Below are 14564 nucleotides of genomic sequence, written 5' to 3' on the forward strand. Positions count from 1 at the left end.
CTGCCTATCCGATGATGCGGTAACCGCCGTCGATGGGGTGAACCACACCAGTAATGTTTCGTGCTTCGTCGCTGGCCAGAAAGGCCGCATATGCGCCAATATCTTCGATACTGGCAAGTTTGCGAGTAGGAGAACGTTCTGTTGCATCCGCCAGCATTTCATCGAAACTGGCAATCCCGCTTGCGGCCCGCGTGGCCAATGGACCAGGCGAGAGCGCATTGACAGAGATGCCCTTCTGGCCCAGTTCTGCCGCTACATAGCGCGTGGTGCTTTCCAGTGCGGCTTTGACGGGTCCCATAATATTGTAATGGCTGACAACCTTTTCCGAGCCGTGGAATGTCACGGTCATAACGCTGCTGCCGGGAGGCATCAGCAGCTCTGACTTGCGGATCAGCCGTAAGAAGGAGTGAACAGAGATGTCCATGGCGATGGAAAAGCCTTCTGCCGAGCAATCGACCACACGGCCATGAAGATCTGCCAGTGGGCAATAGGCAATGGAATGCAGCAGAATATCTAGGGATCCCCAGACCTGATTGATTTTCTCATAAAGGACATCGATCTGGTCCGGATCTGTCACATCGAGCGGTGCAAAAATGGCTGCATCAGCTTCTTCTGCCAGAGGTGCAACATGCTTTTTCGCTTTGTCATTCAGGTATGTAAGTGCAAGTTCTGCGCCCTGTGCCTTCATGGCTTTGGCGCATCCCCATGCAATGGACTGGTTGTTTGCCACCCCAACAATAAGGGCCTTCTTGCCCTTTAATGAAAACATGTGGTCACTACCCTGTTAGTTGAACCCTGTTCTTGAAAAGGAAAACAACAAGCATAGAAATAGCTATACAGAGGAGAGAAGGAAAACGAAGCTACGAAAGCTAGTAAATGAATTGGTAGGTCTGAACATTAAATCAGAGATTGTTCGTGGGTCTGAGTAAAAGGCTAATAAAACTGAATTTGATGCTGGTTCAGGCCCTAAGAAGGGGCGTTCCCGCCCCGTAGGCGCTTAGGTTAGTTCATATTTCCGCGTGAAAGCCGCGAGCACCGTCACTCATCGACGGTCCGTCGTTTTGGAATATGTCGCGGACAGTCCCACTCAAGAGCCATTGTTCTGATAAGGATTGCCCGTTCTGGCTCTGCTTTATAATCTGCTGGCATCAGGGAGAGCACGAAGTCGCTGCCTTCTTCTAATGACACAATGCGTGCCTCTCCCCAGATCTTGAGCCGCTGCTGCTTCTCATAATTTGTCAGGATGAGCGACACGCGGTTGTTTTGAGAGATGTTGCCCGCGCTAAGATATTGCCGGTTGCCGCGATAATCTGCGTAGGCGAAGTGCCTGTTATCCAGAACCTTCAGGAACCCTGTGGGACCGCCCTTAAACTGCACATAGGGCCAGCCGGTTTCCGAGACGGTCGAAAGGTAAAAGCCATCCATACTTTCGATGAAAGTCACATGATCGTCTTCGATCACATGGCCGGTGACCTCCTCCCCCTCCAGATACTTGGCGTAGGCTTCTTTGGTGCCATATTGTTCCTGAAAGGTGCGCGCAGCGGGTGTAAAGGCAATCTGGGCAAAGGCTTTAGGCATGAATACTCCGGCGAAAAATAGAATGAATATGCCTAGAGATAAGTACTCCAGTTGGGAATGCGAAGGTGTCTGACCCAAGAGTATCTATCGCCCTGCTCGGGGTGGTCCAGACCCAGTCAAGCGTGAGGTGATGCTTACTTGTGTCGGCGTTTCTTACTCTACGGAAAATATTTGCGAAACCATATAAATGTGTTTAGCGTGGTCCTTAAGGGACCGTTCGGGACGGTTGGTCTCTTGCCTGAGAAACCACCACTTTCTGGGAGGGAGAAAGAGGGATGCTGACCAAAAGCATATTGGAAGACCTTGGCGCTAAACTGATCACAGGGGATGTGGAGGTGATTGACCTTTCTGGCCGACTGGGGCCGGAAACGCCCATTTTGCAGCTGCCACCAGACTTTGCTAAGAACACACCACAAGTGGAGATACACAAGATCTCCGAGTATGATGAGGACGGACCATTCTTTGCATGGAACTGGTTGAAATTGGGCGAGCACTCGGGAACCCACTTCGATGCGCCGCACCACTGGATTACCGGCAAAGACTATGCAGATGGATATACTGACAGCATCTCACCACAAAATTTTGTGGCGCCGGTGAATGTGATTGACTGTTCGGCCGAGGCTGCCGAGAACCCTGACTTTCTTCTCACCGCAGACCGTGTGAAAGCGTGGGAAGCGGATCACGGACCGATTAATGCCGGTGAATGGGTCGTCATGCGCACCGACTGGTATCACCGCAACACGGATACTGCGAAGTTTCTCAACGTGGATGAAAAGGGTCCGCACTCACCTGGGCCTTCGGTGGACTGCATAGAGTACATCTTGTCCAAGGGTGTGCTCGGTTGGGGTAATGAATGTATTGGCACGGATGCAGGATGCGCTGGGGGGATGCAACCGCCCTATCCGGCCCACAACCTGCTGCACGCCGCCAACCGCTACGGTCTCGCCAGCCTTGCCAATCTGGATAAGTTGCCGCCCAAAGGTGCGATCCTGATTGCCGCGCCGCTGAAGATCGCCAACGGAACCGGCAGCCCAATCCGGGCGCTAGCACTGGTGTCCGCAGCCTAAGGGTTTGCTCTGAGGCGCACTGATGCCTCAGAGTTTTTTGGTGTGGAGGTGGCTTTTACGCTGCTTGTTCCAAATGCGGGCGCGGGGAAATTACCTCGCGCAGCACCTGCCAATTCTCGCCGGTTTTAATCAGATCAATGCTGAGAATGTACAGTTGCTCTAGCGCCAAAAACTTGGCCTTGCGACTGATCAGGACATGGGCCTTATCCTGAGAGGCATCAATATTATGGATGTCAGCCCAGGTGTTCAAAGCGGGCTCTTTGTTGTCGCGCTTGCTTTGAAACATGGCATTGATGACCGTTTTGTCTGCTACCAAGGTTTGTCCCTGATTATCTATCATGAACACTTTGAGATCATCATGGTAGATCTGCTCGAGCGCATCGAGATCGAATGTGGTTGCGGCTTGAATTAGCCGCTCAATTGTGCGTTTAACCTCAGCAGCCGTGTTCTGCTCAACTGACATTTTGGTGCTCCTAAATTTTTGTTTTAACTATAGAAATTCATGAGTATGGCAATTGAAATGCATCCAATGCCGACTTCGGAATTGTCCAGTCATCACTAATAAGGAAATGACGAGTGGCGATGACCCCACGACAATTTTGTCGAGAGAGGCGAGCGGATAGACGACACAGGTCGCCTATCCGGATACCACAAAAGCATCCAGCTAACGTCTTTTCATTTAGATGATAGCTAGCAGTCGCCAAACTCAGCAGACTAAAGTCATTCGCGGCACTGCTCAGTCGGGGTTCCATCAGGACCACTCTGCATAATCTGGTTGGATTAATTGAGGTATATGCTTGTCCTGATGTTGAGTGGTCGGCTCCGCGAAGGTCTGATCCGTTTAGGATCGTAGTGACCAACCACCGTCGACAGTGATGATCTGTCCGGTGAGCCAGTCGTTTTCGGAGTTCCCAAGTCGCAGGATCCACGGAACAATATCAGAGGTGACGCCGCGCCGCCCAAGCGGAACCTGTGACGCTTCCTGCTCTTCAACGGCCCGAGCCATTTCTTCTGGCAACCCCATCATGCCGGTCAATGCGCCGCTCTTCACAGGACCAGGCGAAACTGTGTTCACCCTGATGCCGTCCCCCGCGAGTTCCATCGCCCATGAAGCTGTCAGATGCTCAAGAGCGATCTTGGTAGCGGCATAGTGAGCGAGCGCTGGCGCTGCGTTGCGTGAAACGGCTGTACTGACATTAACAATCGCACCCTTTGATTTCTGCAGTGCTGGTGTTGCCTCTTTCACCATGAGTGAGGGCGCTATGATGTTGAGCGCACACATCTGGCTAATTTTCGCCTCATCATAATCGCTGATGGGTAAAATACCACCCGCGCCAGCGTTGTTCACGAGCAGGTCGAGCCTTCCTGAACCATCCACGACTGTCTCTATTACATCTGCTGCGCTTGAAGCGTCTGCACTGTCGGCTTGAACTGCCAGGATGTTATCATGTGTTGCAGCAACCGCATCCAAGCGCTCACGATTTCGACCTGTAATTGCGACGATCGCGCCTTTGTCTGCCAAGGCTTTGGCAGTGGCTGCTCCAATCCCGGAGCTACCGCCTGTCACGATTGCAACTTTGCCTTCCCAGCTCGTTTCATCTGTCATTTTGTATCCTATTCAGCTTAAGTGTGAGGTCTGTTTTCTTGGGAGGTTTCGGTGGTTATTGGTGGGTTCCTCTTATTGGATAGTTGTGTTCTGGATTGCGGATGAATCTCAGGCCCATCAGCATGGAGGCCAGATCGGGCCGAGCGAAAGGCGCGTTTGAAATGTCGGTAATCTGGACATTTCCTTCAGCGTTGACGACAAAGAGACCGGGCTCTGAGAAGGAACGATCCGTCTCAGCAGGTGACCGTGGATGGGAGATATAGAGACCCAACTCACGCATCTGGTTTACTGTCAGACCATAGCCGACCGGAAAGTCTGGCTTGATTTCGGAAATCTGCGATTGCGCCCTGTCTTCTGGATCCGCCGAGACCGCGACCACATCAACGCCGATCTTGCGAAACTCGGGTAAGAGCCGATCTAAGTCCGCCAGATATTTGGTGCAGAGCGGGCAATGTTTGCCGCGGTAGACGACAACCATGTGCCAATCATTTGCATTTTCCGGTTTTGAAAGATTGATCTTACCCCCACCCAGCCGAGGCACGAAGAGAGCGGGAAATTGTTGCCCTGCTTCAATCTTTGTGGCTGCCATGTGATGTCTCCTTGTTGTTTTGTATTGTTTGATATAAAAGTCAGGTATGGCGAAAGCAAGAGTTTTGTAATGAGCACTACAAAAAAGACTGGACGACCCAGAAAATTTGATAAAAATGAAGCACTTGCGGCAGCGGTAAATGTCTTCTGGGCAAAGGGCTATGATGGCGCGTCCATGAAGGACCTGACCGAGGCCATGGGTATCAACGGTCCGAGCCTGTACTCAACATTTGGCGATAAACGGGAACTCTACCTGCAAGCCATTGATAGCTATGCAGCAAATGGAGGATGCGCGCCTCTTGTCGCATTTGAGACGGAGCCGAACATCGAATTGGCGGTTCGCGCATTCATGGACGCGGTCATTGAATACGCCACCCATCACGACAGCGGCGCGAAAGGCTGCTTCCTTGCCTCCAGCGTTTCGACAAGTTGCGGTGAGGTGATGGGCGTTCAGGAGCTGCTCAGTAATGCCGTAGAGGACACTGACCAGCGACTTGCGAACAGATTTGAGGCTGAAAAAGAAAAGGGCACCCTACCGGCCAATTTCCCGTCATTGGAACGCGCAAGACTCATGTTCGACTTGCGCCAGGGCCATGTGTTTCGCGCCCGTGCCGGTTTGAGCGAAGACCAGATGCACGACGATCTGGACTACCGCGCGCGCATGATTCTGGCAAAGCCCGGCTCTATCTAGACGCGCCCCAAATTCTGCATTTAGATGCAAGTTGAGTAAATCGGTGCGGCTGGAAAGCCGCTACCGTCTAGCTTGGGTTTTGCCTAGCGGACCTGCTCAAGCATTTGGGTCACCGCGTCGACTACATACTCCGGCTTATCCTTCATCACGTTATGTCCACTGCCTTTGGCGATTAGGCTGCTGCGGGTTGGAGAAGCGGCGACGAAGTCTGCATGGATCTTGCGTTGTTCTTTGACCAATTGAGGGTCCTTCAGCCATGAGGTCTCGGCAAGAATGTCGATGACCGGCAGGTGTTTAGGAATGGTGACCGACTGCATCCGCTTTGCCGTGGCTGGAAAGGCCTTGACCACTGGAATGACTGCTTTTGCCAGCTTTGGCGCGGCTTTCTCGACGGCTTCAAATTGCGGCGTGTATTCATCGTGGATGTATTGCAAAACGTCCAGCGTCAGATCGGTGGAAAGACCAGCATCAACCAGCACAATACCTTGCAACTGTTGCATGTCTTCGCTCAACAGGGCGGTGATGTAGCCCCCATACGAGTGGGCAACAATGATAATTGGGCCGTCGATAGCATGTGCTGAGAGGGCAGCTCTCAGGTCATCTGCCTCGCCCTGGACCGTGTAGTCCCCCTCCCAGAGCGGGCTTTTGCCTAAACCAGCGCGGTCATAAACCACTGTCCGTACGCCCAAGTCGCGAATGACTGGCTCGACGTCTTTCCAGACAGTGGAATCGTTCCCATTGCCACTAATGAAGATGACGCTCAAGGTCCCCTCTCCTTTTGCCTCCAGCCAGAGCGGTGAAAGTTGAGAAGCCTGTGTAGTGGATAATGAGAAGACAAGTGCCAACAGCGTACAAAGCGTACGGAATGAAGCGAATTGGATGAAGGACATGAGCGAACTCTCTTGAAAATAAAAGAATGATGTTTAATGCGCTAACAACACTACATTTCCCACTGGGTTTCAATGCGATTGCAGGGTGAGGCAAAATTCTCTCATCATGCCCTCCGTTGAAGGATAAGACCTACGGGATGAGATAATACTGTGCCGCTCGGCTTAATTGCGATTGGGTGTTGCGTTTTCTTTAGCAACTGTCACAAGCTTACGACTGATCAGCTCTTCGGTTTTTGTCCTACAATTTGCGGAACCATTGGGACGATGACCCTTGCAAGGATGAACTCTAATGCCCGCCGACTCCAGCTTGCCAGACCAACCGGAAAGCTCCGGTCCATTCTTTTCCAGATGGATGAGAGAGGGCCGCGAGATCCTTCCCGGCCTGATTATCGCTACGGTGATCGCGATCGCCGCGCGCTATGTTTCAGAGCATCAGGGTGGGCCCGTGATGCTCTACGCCCTACTGATTGGCATGGCGGTGCACTCCATTTATGAGGATGGCAGCTGTCAGGCGGGCCTCAGCTTTGCGGCGAAGAAAGTGCTGCGCTTGGGCGTTATCCTGCTGGGCCTGCGGGTATCTTTTTCGCAGATCCTTGATCTGGGCTGGCATACGCTTGGGTTGGTCATTCTCTCCGTTCTGGGAATGTTGCTCGTTGGCGTGTTGGTAGCGCGCTTACTGGGGCGTTCTGCCAGTTTCGGATTATTGACAGGTGGTGCCGTCGGTATCTGCGGCGCATCGGCTGCACTGGCTATTTCATCTGTGCTGCCAAACACCAGAGAAAACGAGCAAAATACGCTGTTTACGGTGATTGCTGTTACGGCACTCTCCACGCTGGCCATGATCCTTTATCCAAGCATTGGTCAGATGTTTGGCCTTACCGATGTGCAGCTCGGCATCTTTTTCGGAGCGACCATCCACGATGTGGCACAAGTGGTGGGCGCCGGGTTTGCAGTCTCAGATAGCGCGGGCGAAACCGCTACTGTTGTCAAACTCATGCGGGTGATGATGTTGCTGCCGGTCATCTTCATCATCTCGTTCTGGTCGACCCGGTGGTTGCACGCAAAAAGCAAAGGTACGACAGCCGCACTGGAGGGAGATGCACCCGTTCCCTACTTCGCTTTCGGGTTTGCCGCACTCGTTGTGGTCAACTCATTGGGATGGATACCAGAGACCCCGCGCCAAGTGCTCGTTGATGCCTCCACCTGGTGTCTCGTCATCGCAATCTCCGCATTGGGCGTCATGACTACCCTAAAGACCCTCGTCAGCCTCGGCCATCAGCACCTGTTTGTGGTCGTTGCCGAAACATTGGTGCTGGCTGGCGGAATTATTCTGGCGCTCAAGTATCTGGTGTAGCGGGGCGTGTTGCGTATGCAGGCGCTTTAGGAAGGTCTCCCTGCACACCTAAACATGATGGTTGTTGGGAACTTTCGCCCCTACGCAAAACTCCTGAATTGTCTGATGCAATTCAGGGCGCTGCGGGTTATAAGTCGGGGATGCGAGTTTGGCAGTGACATGCGGGAGGCGTGGGCACTGCTCTAGTTATTTTCTGGGGAGGACCCGCCAATGTCGGCGGGCCTGTAACAAGACGTATAGGTTCACATTATGGATACACGCGCCGCTGTTGCTTATAAAGCCGGAGCCCCTCTTTCCATCGAGACAGTTCAGCTGGACGGCCCCCAGCCCTTTGAGGTGCTGGTTGAGATCATGGCCACCGGCATTTGCCATACGGATGCCTTTACGCTTTCCGGTGATGACCCGGAAGGGCTGTTCCCTGCCATCCTTGGCCATGAAGGCGCTGGCATTGTGCGCGAAGTGGGCAAGGGCGTGACCTCGCTGAAGCCGGGGGATCACGTGATCCCGCTTTACACCCCGGAATGCCGTGAGTGCGAATACTGCCTCAACCCGAAGACCAACCTGTGTCAGTCCATCCGTACGACACAGGGGGCTGGCGTAATGCCGGACGGAACAAGCCGTTTTTCCATCAATGGTGAGAAGATTCACCACTACATGGGCACAAGCACCTTCTCCAACTTCACCGTTCTGCCAGAGATCTCTCTTGCGAAGATCCGCAAGGACGCGCCGTTTGATAAGGTCTGCTACATCGGTTGCGGCGTGACCACCGGCGTGGGCGCTGTGATCAACACGGCAAAGGCAGAGCCGGGCTGTAAGGCCGTTGTATTCGGCCTTGGCGGTATTGGGCTTAATGTTGTGCAGGGTCTGCGCTTGATCGGTGCTGATCAGATTGTTGGCGTTGATATCAACCCTTCCAAGAGAGCGCTTGCTGAACAGTACGGCATGACAGACTTCGTCAACCCGAAGGAAGTGGAAGGCGATCTTGTGCCTTACCTTGTTGACCTGACAGGTGGCGGCGCGGACTACTCTTTCGAGTGTATCGGCCATCCATCTACCATGCGTCAGGCGCTCGAATGCTGTCACAAGGGGTGGGGCGAGAGCATCATCATTGGTGTTGCCGGTGCGGGTCAGGAAATTTCCACCCGTCCGTTCCAGCTGGTCACAGGCCGCTCCTGGCGTGGCACGGCCTTTGGCGGCGCGCGTGGTCGTACTGACGTACCGAAGATTGTGGACTGGTACATGGATGGCAAGATCGACATTGATCACATGATCACCCACACCATGCCGCTGGATGAGATCAACAAGGCGTTTGATCTGATGCACGAAGGCAAGTCTATCCGTTCGGTTGTGACGTTCTAAGTGGTAACTGAGATTTTGGATTGTTAAGGTCTAAGCGGACATAGGCTCTGCTTAGGCCTTCGTTTTGAAAGAGCGAACATGATTGAGCTGATCAAAAGCTGGCGCTGTTTTGATGGTGAGCAGCGGGTTTATCGTTACGACAGCAAGGCAACCGGCACGCCGATGGAGTTTGCCGTATTTTTGCCGCGTCGTGCCCTCAACGGCGAAGAATGCCCGACCCTGATGTTCCTGTCTGGTCTTACCTGCACCTGGGAGAACATGGTCAGCAAAGCTGGCAGCCAGAGGGCCGCAGCTGAGCTTGGTATGATTATTGTTGCACCCGATACTTCTCCGCGCGGAGAGGAGGTGGCCGATGATGATGGCTGGGACATGGGCAAGAGCGCTGGGTTCTACCTGAATGCCACACAGGAGCCGTGGGCAAAGCACTACCGCATGGAAGAGTACATCACACAGGAACTGCCGGAGATTTTGGAGGAATACTTCCCCGTTGATCTAAGCGTTTTGGGCCTGACCGGTCACTCCATGGGCGGTCATGGAGCGCTGACTCTTGCGATCAAAAATCCGGGCCTGTTTAAAAGCGTCTCGGCCTTTGCGCCAATCGTGAACCCGATGAATTGCCCATGGGGTGAAAAGGCGTTCTCAGGATATCTGGGTGCGGATCGCTCCAGTTGGGCGCAGTATGACGCCTGTGAGCTGATCAGGGCACGGGGCTGGAAAGGCCGTATCCTGATCGATCAGGGCTCGGCTGATGATTTTCTTGAAGAGCAGCTCAAACCTTGGGTCTTTGAGAAAGCCTGCCGCGAGGAAGGGGTTGATCTGACCTTGCGGATGCATGGCGGTTATGATCACAGCTATTACTGCATTGCGTCCTTCATGCCGGACCATATTGCCTGGCACTATGATGAGCTCGTTTAAGCATTTACCTAAACTAGACCATTGAGGCGCTTGTAGTTTGTGGGCAATAGGGTTAGGTAGCTGCAATAATTTAACAGGGCTCTGCCCTGCTTCTACGGAAAAAGCCAGAGGATCAGATGTCCGATTTCATCCAGAAGATCGTATCCGGAATCAACGACAAGCTCGGTAGCGTTGATATGTCAAAGTCGATCGCGCTCAACATCAAGGATGAGGGCTCCATCATTGTTGACCAGAACGGCGCACGTGCGGAAGAAGCTGAGGCTGATTGCACAATCTCCTGTTCTGCAAAAACCTTCAAAGGCTTGGTGGATGGCTCCGTCAACCCGATGACAGCTGTGATGATGGGAAAGATCAAGATTGGCGGTGATAAGATGGTCGCTATGAACCTTGGTAAGATCCTGGGCTAAGCTGACTAAGTTTCTATGAGAAAACCCCGCTTCCCTGTGAGGCGGGGTTTTCTTATTTTAGGCAGGGCCTTAGGGTAGTTTTCGCGAAGCTTGGGAGTGGCGGATGATCAGCGCAGATCGCATGAGGGAGTTTGTTGAGATCGTCAATGCTGGCAGCATTTCTTCTGCGGCAGAACGTCTGGGCATTCCTCGCGCTACGCTCAGCCGCCGTTTAAGTGCATTGGAAGCGGACCTTTCTGTGCGCCTGCTGCATCGTCGTACCAATCGCCTGACCCTGACCGAGGCCGGACGAACGCTGCACCAGAAGGCGGTTGCCATTCAACGAGATATTGAAGAAACATGGAGCATGGTACGCCGCAGTGATGACGTGCCTCGCGGTCTCTTACGTGTCTCGATTGCAGATACAGCACTCTCCGAGATATTCGCCAGTTTTGCCAAGCAGTATCCGGAGGTTGATCTGGAAGTGCGCGCGACCACGCAGCATGAGGATATGCTGAGCGAAGGCATTGATGTTGCCGTGCGCGCCGGTACTATTTCCGACCCTAACCTGATTGCCCGCCAAATGATGCAGGATAGGCTTTGCGTTGTCGCCTCCCCTGCTTACCTTGCAACGCACGGGACCCCAAAGAGTATCAAAGACCTTTCAGCCCACAACTGCATCGTGGGATTTGCGGGAGGATGGACTGCAGGAAAAAGCTGGCCGTTGCGTCGTGGCGGTTCTGTTGCTGTGTCCGGACGCTTTAAAAGCAACAGTCTGGCTCTGTCGAGAACAGCAGTCCTTCAAGGTGTGGGGCTTGCCCTGTTGCCCTTGCATTTCACCGATGGCGATATTGAGGAGGGTACTCTGGTTCCCCTCCTGGAAGATCAGGTGGGCACAGATGTTTCTATCAGTGTTGTTTATGTGGACCGTGAGTTTATCGAGCCTAAAGTCCGTGCTCTGGTGGACGCCATTCTGGCGCACTTCAAGGACCTTGAAGGCGCCAGAAACTAGCTCAACGTCGGGTTTCATCAGGCATGTGCCAGTGTGCGTCTAAGCTTTGCATCCAGAGATATGGCACCGGCACCGTGGATCATGACAAAGAACAGACCGCCTGAAATTGACAGGTTCTTCATGAAGTTGATCATTTCATTCTGATCCGCAAAGTTATTGTGGAACAGCAAAGCAGACAGAATTGTAAAGCCTGCGAGCAGGAATGCGGTGATACGGGTTTGGAAACCGACAATCAGGAATAGGCCGCCGAGTGCTTCTGTCACGATAACCAGTGGCAACAAACCGCCCGGAACACCCATTGAATCCATGTAGCCCTGTGTCATTCCATAAGCAAAAATCTTTGAGATCCCGGAGGACACAAACATCAGTGCAATCAGTACTCTACCCGCGACAAGTCCGTATTGTTCAATCTTTTCCATTTTAGCCTCTTATATCTAGGTGGCCATACTGTGTGGCCGTCATGTGATGTAAGTTATGGCGAAAATGTCTGTCCATATAGATCATAAAGAAACACAGTGCCTGCTCATTCATGTCACAATAATTGGTGATTGACGCCAATACAAAAAGCCCCGCATCTGATTGGATGCTGGGGCTTCTTAAGTCGTCATGTGCGTTGTTTATGCCGCGCGGATGTCATCCATGAAGGAGTTGATGGTCTGGCGTAGCCGCGCTGCATTGGAGGCTACAGCCTGTGAGGCATCAAGTACCTGAGAGGCTGCTTGTTGTGTCTCGCCTACTTTTACGGAGACCTCACTCACATTGTGTGCAGCGCTGCGGGTGCCTTCTGCGGCCATCTGCACGTTTTCGCTGATCTCCATGGTTGCTGAGCCCTGTTGCTCAACAGCGTTGGCGATGGAGGTGGCGTGTTGGTTCACCTCGCTCATGGTGTCGCTGATGGCCACAATGGCTTCCACGGTTTCCTTAGAGGAATTCTGGATGCCGGAGACCTGCGTGGAGATTTCCTCGGTTGCCTTGGAGGTCTGCGTTGCCAGTTCCTTCACCTCAGATGCCACAACCGCAAAGCCTTTGCCCATTTCACCGGCGCGTGCCGCCTCAATGGTGGCGTTGAGTGCCAGAAGGTTAGTTTGCTCGGCGATATCCCGAATGAGGTTGACGACCTCACCGATCTTCAACGCTGCGCTGTCAAGAGCCTGCACCTTTCGGCTGCTTTCTTCTGCGCCACTGGTTGCATTGCCCACCACTCGATTGGTGTCGCCCAGTTGGCGGCTGATTTCTTCAATGGAGGCGCCCAGCTCTTCTGCTGCCGTTGCAACTGTCTGCACGTTGGCGGAGGCTTCTTCGGAGGCGTCGCGCGCGGAGTTGGAGCGCAGGGCAGAATCTTCCGCAATGCCGGTCAGTTGGGTTGCGGTGTTTTCCATCTCCTGAGTGCGCTGGTCAACACTTTGCAAAGCCTCCTGAACCTCGGATGCAAACTGGCTGAGAAGCTGTTCAATATGCTCCTGACGCTGCTCACGGGAGGCGTGTGCCGCATCGCTTTGTTCTTGCAGTCGCACGCGCTCCAGATTGTTTTGCCGGAGCACCTCGATTGCCTGTGCCATTTCGCCAATTTCGTCTTTGCGTGTGGAATAGGCGATCTGGATGTCCAGCTTGTTTTTAGCAAGATCACGCAGCGCGTTGGTCATAACCGGAATAGGCTTAAGTAGCAGCTTGAAGCTAAAATATGCCAGCGCTACGAACAGGATGCTTAACCCGATTGCAGCGTAAACCAGGTTCACAGCAACGGTGTTGACCTGTTCTTCAATGTGGGATTTTTGAACACCCACATAGAGGATGCCCTTCACATGGCCACTGCTGTCAAAGATCGGCTGATACAATGTGTAATAAGCCAGACCCAGAATGTTCGCTTCACCGCGGTAGGTTTTGCCTGATGTGATGACAGGATAAACTCGGCCGCCCTTACCCAGTGGGGTATCGACGGCGCGTTGACCTTGTTTGTTTTTGATATTGGTGGTCTTACGCCAGAAGTCCTGAGTAGCCTCATCCCACACAAACACAGTCGCGGTATCGCCGGTCAGATATCCAATTTGGTCAACAAGCTCATGATCTGAAAAGCTCAAGGGTTCGTTGCTGGTGATCCTGCCAACATTGGAGTTGTGATCCAGTTTGATGGTTGCTGAGGGAAACTCCTGATGGAGCTGCTCTGCCGCGATACGCAGATTAATGTCGTGCCGTTTGTCCACCTGATCACTCAGGGTGCCCCAGAGCAACAAGTCAGCGATCAGAACCAGAATACCGATTGTTACAAGTATGGCAAATGAAACGGCCAAAGCAATTTTGGTGGTGAGTTTGATACTGGAAAAGTGCATGGGTCCCCGTTTAAATACTTATCTCCCACCACGTGTATTTGGTGGAAATACCCCTATTGGTGTTAGGGGTATGTCGGAGTAGCTAACAAGCTGTTAACTCACGAGAGATTCCGTTGGGTTACATGCATGTTTTTTATCGATAATAGTCATTATGAGGCATTTGAGCGGTGCATTTCTGCGCTTTGGATCATGGTATGCGTGCGGGATACATGATATTAACATGCCGTCCTCCCCGTTACATTGGTGCGGGGAGGACGGTGATCTCTATAGTAACTTACGTCTCCAAACTTGCCTGAAGCTCGGCAAGCAGCTCTTCCAACAATGCCATGCCAGCGTTCCAGCCTTTGTTCATGCCGCTGATGGCTGCCTCGAAGCAGGCGATTTCGGCTGGTGTTGCTTCAAAAGGGACCCATGTCAGGCGAAGCTTGGTCTGCTCGCCATCGGTTTCAAAGGTGACGGTGGTCAGCAGGATACGGGGCCAATCCGGCATTTGAGGGTTGGTTGTCACTTCCCAGCGTTCATTGGCGTTGGAATGAAGCCAGACGAGTTTTTCGGGTTTGGAAATCTCAACGTACTGGGCCCGCTGATAGTTGGAGTTGTCGCCCCACTTCATCTCGTGGAGCCAGAGACCGCCTTGCTCGACATCCATCTTGTGCGGAATGCTTTCCACGTTGGGGCCATACCAACGGGAAACCAGTTCCGGCTCGGTCCAGGTGCGCCACACCAGTTCGCGTGGGGCGTTAAAGGTGCGTTCCAGCACATAAGTTGGTAGCTCGCTCATTCCCATTCCC

General features: G+C 53.0%; 16 protein-coding genes. 7 read left to right on the plus strand and 9 right to left on the minus strand.

The features are described 5' to 3' along the window. Positions 1 to 4: 4 nt before the first annotated feature. The gene (gene fabI / locus IE076_RS17380; RefSeq protein ID WP_189438061.1) at positions 5 to 769 is read right to left on the minus strand and encodes an enoyl-ACP reductase FabI; all 765 of its coding nucleotides are present in this window, start codon (positions 767 to 769) and stop codon (positions 5 to 7) included. 269 nt (positions 770 to 1038) lie between these two features. Next, positions 1039 to 1578, minus strand: coding sequence for a pyridoxamine 5'-phosphate oxidase family protein (locus IE076_RS17385; protein WP_189438062.1), 540 nt, complete (start codon positions 1576 to 1578; stop codon positions 1039 to 1041). Positions 1579 to 1853: 275 nt separating this feature from the next. Here IE076_RS17385 and IE076_RS17390 point away from each other — a divergent pair, with 275 nt between their 5' ends. Further along, positions 1854 to 2645, plus strand: coding sequence for a cyclase family protein (locus tag IE076_RS17390; RefSeq protein WP_189438063.1), 792 nt, complete (start codon positions 1854 to 1856; stop codon positions 2643 to 2645). A 55-nt stretch (positions 2646 to 2700) separates the two neighbouring features. Here IE076_RS17390 and IE076_RS17395 read toward each other — a convergent pair whose 3' ends face one another. The 3 genes from IE076_RS17395 to IE076_RS17405 all read right to left on the minus strand — a co-directional run bounded on the left by IE076_RS17395 (position 2701) and on the right by IE076_RS17405 (position 4840). Further along, complete coding sequence (locus IE076_RS17395; protein ID WP_189438064.1) at positions 2701 to 3108, minus strand: nuclear transport factor 2 family protein; 408 nt, start codon at positions 3106 to 3108, stop codon at positions 2701 to 2703. A gap of 378 nt (positions 3109 to 3486) precedes the next feature. Then, complete coding sequence (locus tag IE076_RS17400; RefSeq protein ID WP_189438065.1) at positions 3487 to 4251, minus strand: SDR family NAD(P)-dependent oxidoreductase; 765 nt, start codon at positions 4249 to 4251, stop codon at positions 3487 to 3489. Positions 4252 to 4306: 55 nt separating this feature from the next. Further along, complete coding sequence (locus IE076_RS17405; protein ID WP_189438066.1) at positions 4307 to 4840, minus strand: peroxiredoxin family protein; 534 nt, start codon at positions 4838 to 4840, stop codon at positions 4307 to 4309. A 69-nt stretch (positions 4841 to 4909) separates the two neighbouring features. Here IE076_RS17405 and IE076_RS17410 point away from each other — a divergent pair, with 69 nt between their 5' ends. Then, entirely contained in the window at positions 4910 to 5530 is a 621-nt protein-coding gene (locus IE076_RS17410) for a TetR/AcrR family transcriptional regulator (protein ID WP_189438067.1), read from the plus strand. An 83-nt stretch (positions 5531 to 5613) separates the two neighbouring features. Here the strand turns inward: IE076_RS17410 and IE076_RS17415 are convergent, their stop codons facing one another. Next, complete coding sequence (locus tag IE076_RS17415; RefSeq protein ID WP_189438068.1) at positions 5614 to 6420, minus strand: alpha/beta fold hydrolase; 807 nt, start codon at positions 6418 to 6420, stop codon at positions 5614 to 5616. 289 nt (positions 6421 to 6709) lie between these two features. Between IE076_RS17415 and IE076_RS17420 the strand changes: the two genes are divergently transcribed. The 5 genes from IE076_RS17420 to IE076_RS17440 all read left to right on the plus strand — a co-directional run bounded on the left by IE076_RS17420 (position 6710) and on the right by IE076_RS17440 (position 11446). Continuing rightward, entirely contained in the window at positions 6710 to 7774 is a 1065-nt protein-coding gene (locus IE076_RS17420; RefSeq protein WP_189438069.1) for a YeiH family protein, read from the plus strand. Between the two features lie 249 nt (positions 7775 to 8023). Next, entirely contained in the window at positions 8024 to 9133 is a 1110-nt protein-coding gene (locus IE076_RS17425) for an S-(hydroxymethyl)glutathione dehydrogenase/class III alcohol dehydrogenase (protein ID WP_189438070.1), read from the plus strand. 78 nt (positions 9134 to 9211) lie between these two features. Then, the gene (gene fghA, locus IE076_RS17430) at positions 9212 to 10048 is read left to right on the plus strand and encodes an S-formylglutathione hydrolase (protein WP_280514304.1); all 837 of its coding nucleotides are present in this window, start codon (positions 9212 to 9214) and stop codon (positions 10046 to 10048) included. Positions 10049 to 10164: 116 nt separating this feature from the next. After that, positions 10165 to 10455 carry an SCP2 sterol-binding domain-containing protein gene (locus IE076_RS17435; protein WP_189438071.1) on the plus strand — a complete coding sequence of 97 codons (291 nt, stop codon included), beginning with the start codon at positions 10165 to 10167 and terminating at the stop codon, positions 10453 to 10455. Positions 10456 to 10558: 103 nt separating this feature from the next. Then, entirely contained in the window at positions 10559 to 11446 is an 888-nt protein-coding gene (locus IE076_RS17440) for a LysR family transcriptional regulator (protein ID WP_189438072.1), read from the plus strand. A gap of 17 nt (positions 11447 to 11463) precedes the next feature. Here IE076_RS17440 and IE076_RS17445 read toward each other — a convergent pair whose 3' ends face one another. The 3 genes from IE076_RS17445 to IE076_RS17455 all read right to left on the minus strand — a co-directional run bounded on the left by IE076_RS17445 (position 11464) and on the right by IE076_RS17455 (position 14554). Then, on the minus strand, positions 11464 to 11865 hold the full coding sequence (locus IE076_RS17445) for a DoxX family protein (protein ID WP_189438073.1): 402 nt from the start codon (positions 11863 to 11865) through the stop codon (positions 11464 to 11466). 198 nt (positions 11866 to 12063) lie between these two features. After that, positions 12064 to 13773, minus strand: a complete 1710-nt coding sequence (locus IE076_RS17450) for a methyl-accepting chemotaxis protein (protein WP_189438074.1) — start codon at positions 13771 to 13773, stop codon at positions 12064 to 12066. Positions 13774 to 14047: 274 nt separating this feature from the next. Then, on the minus strand, positions 14048 to 14554 hold the full coding sequence (locus IE076_RS17455) for an SRPBCC family protein (RefSeq protein ID WP_189438075.1): 507 nt from the start codon (positions 14552 to 14554) through the stop codon (positions 14048 to 14050). Between the last annotated feature and the right edge of the window lie 10 nt (positions 14555 to 14564).

Source organism: Pseudovibrio japonicus, from assembly GCF_014651595.1.
GTDB classification, from domain to species: domain Bacteria; phylum Pseudomonadota; class Alphaproteobacteria; order Rhizobiales; family Stappiaceae; genus Pseudovibrio; species Pseudovibrio japonicus.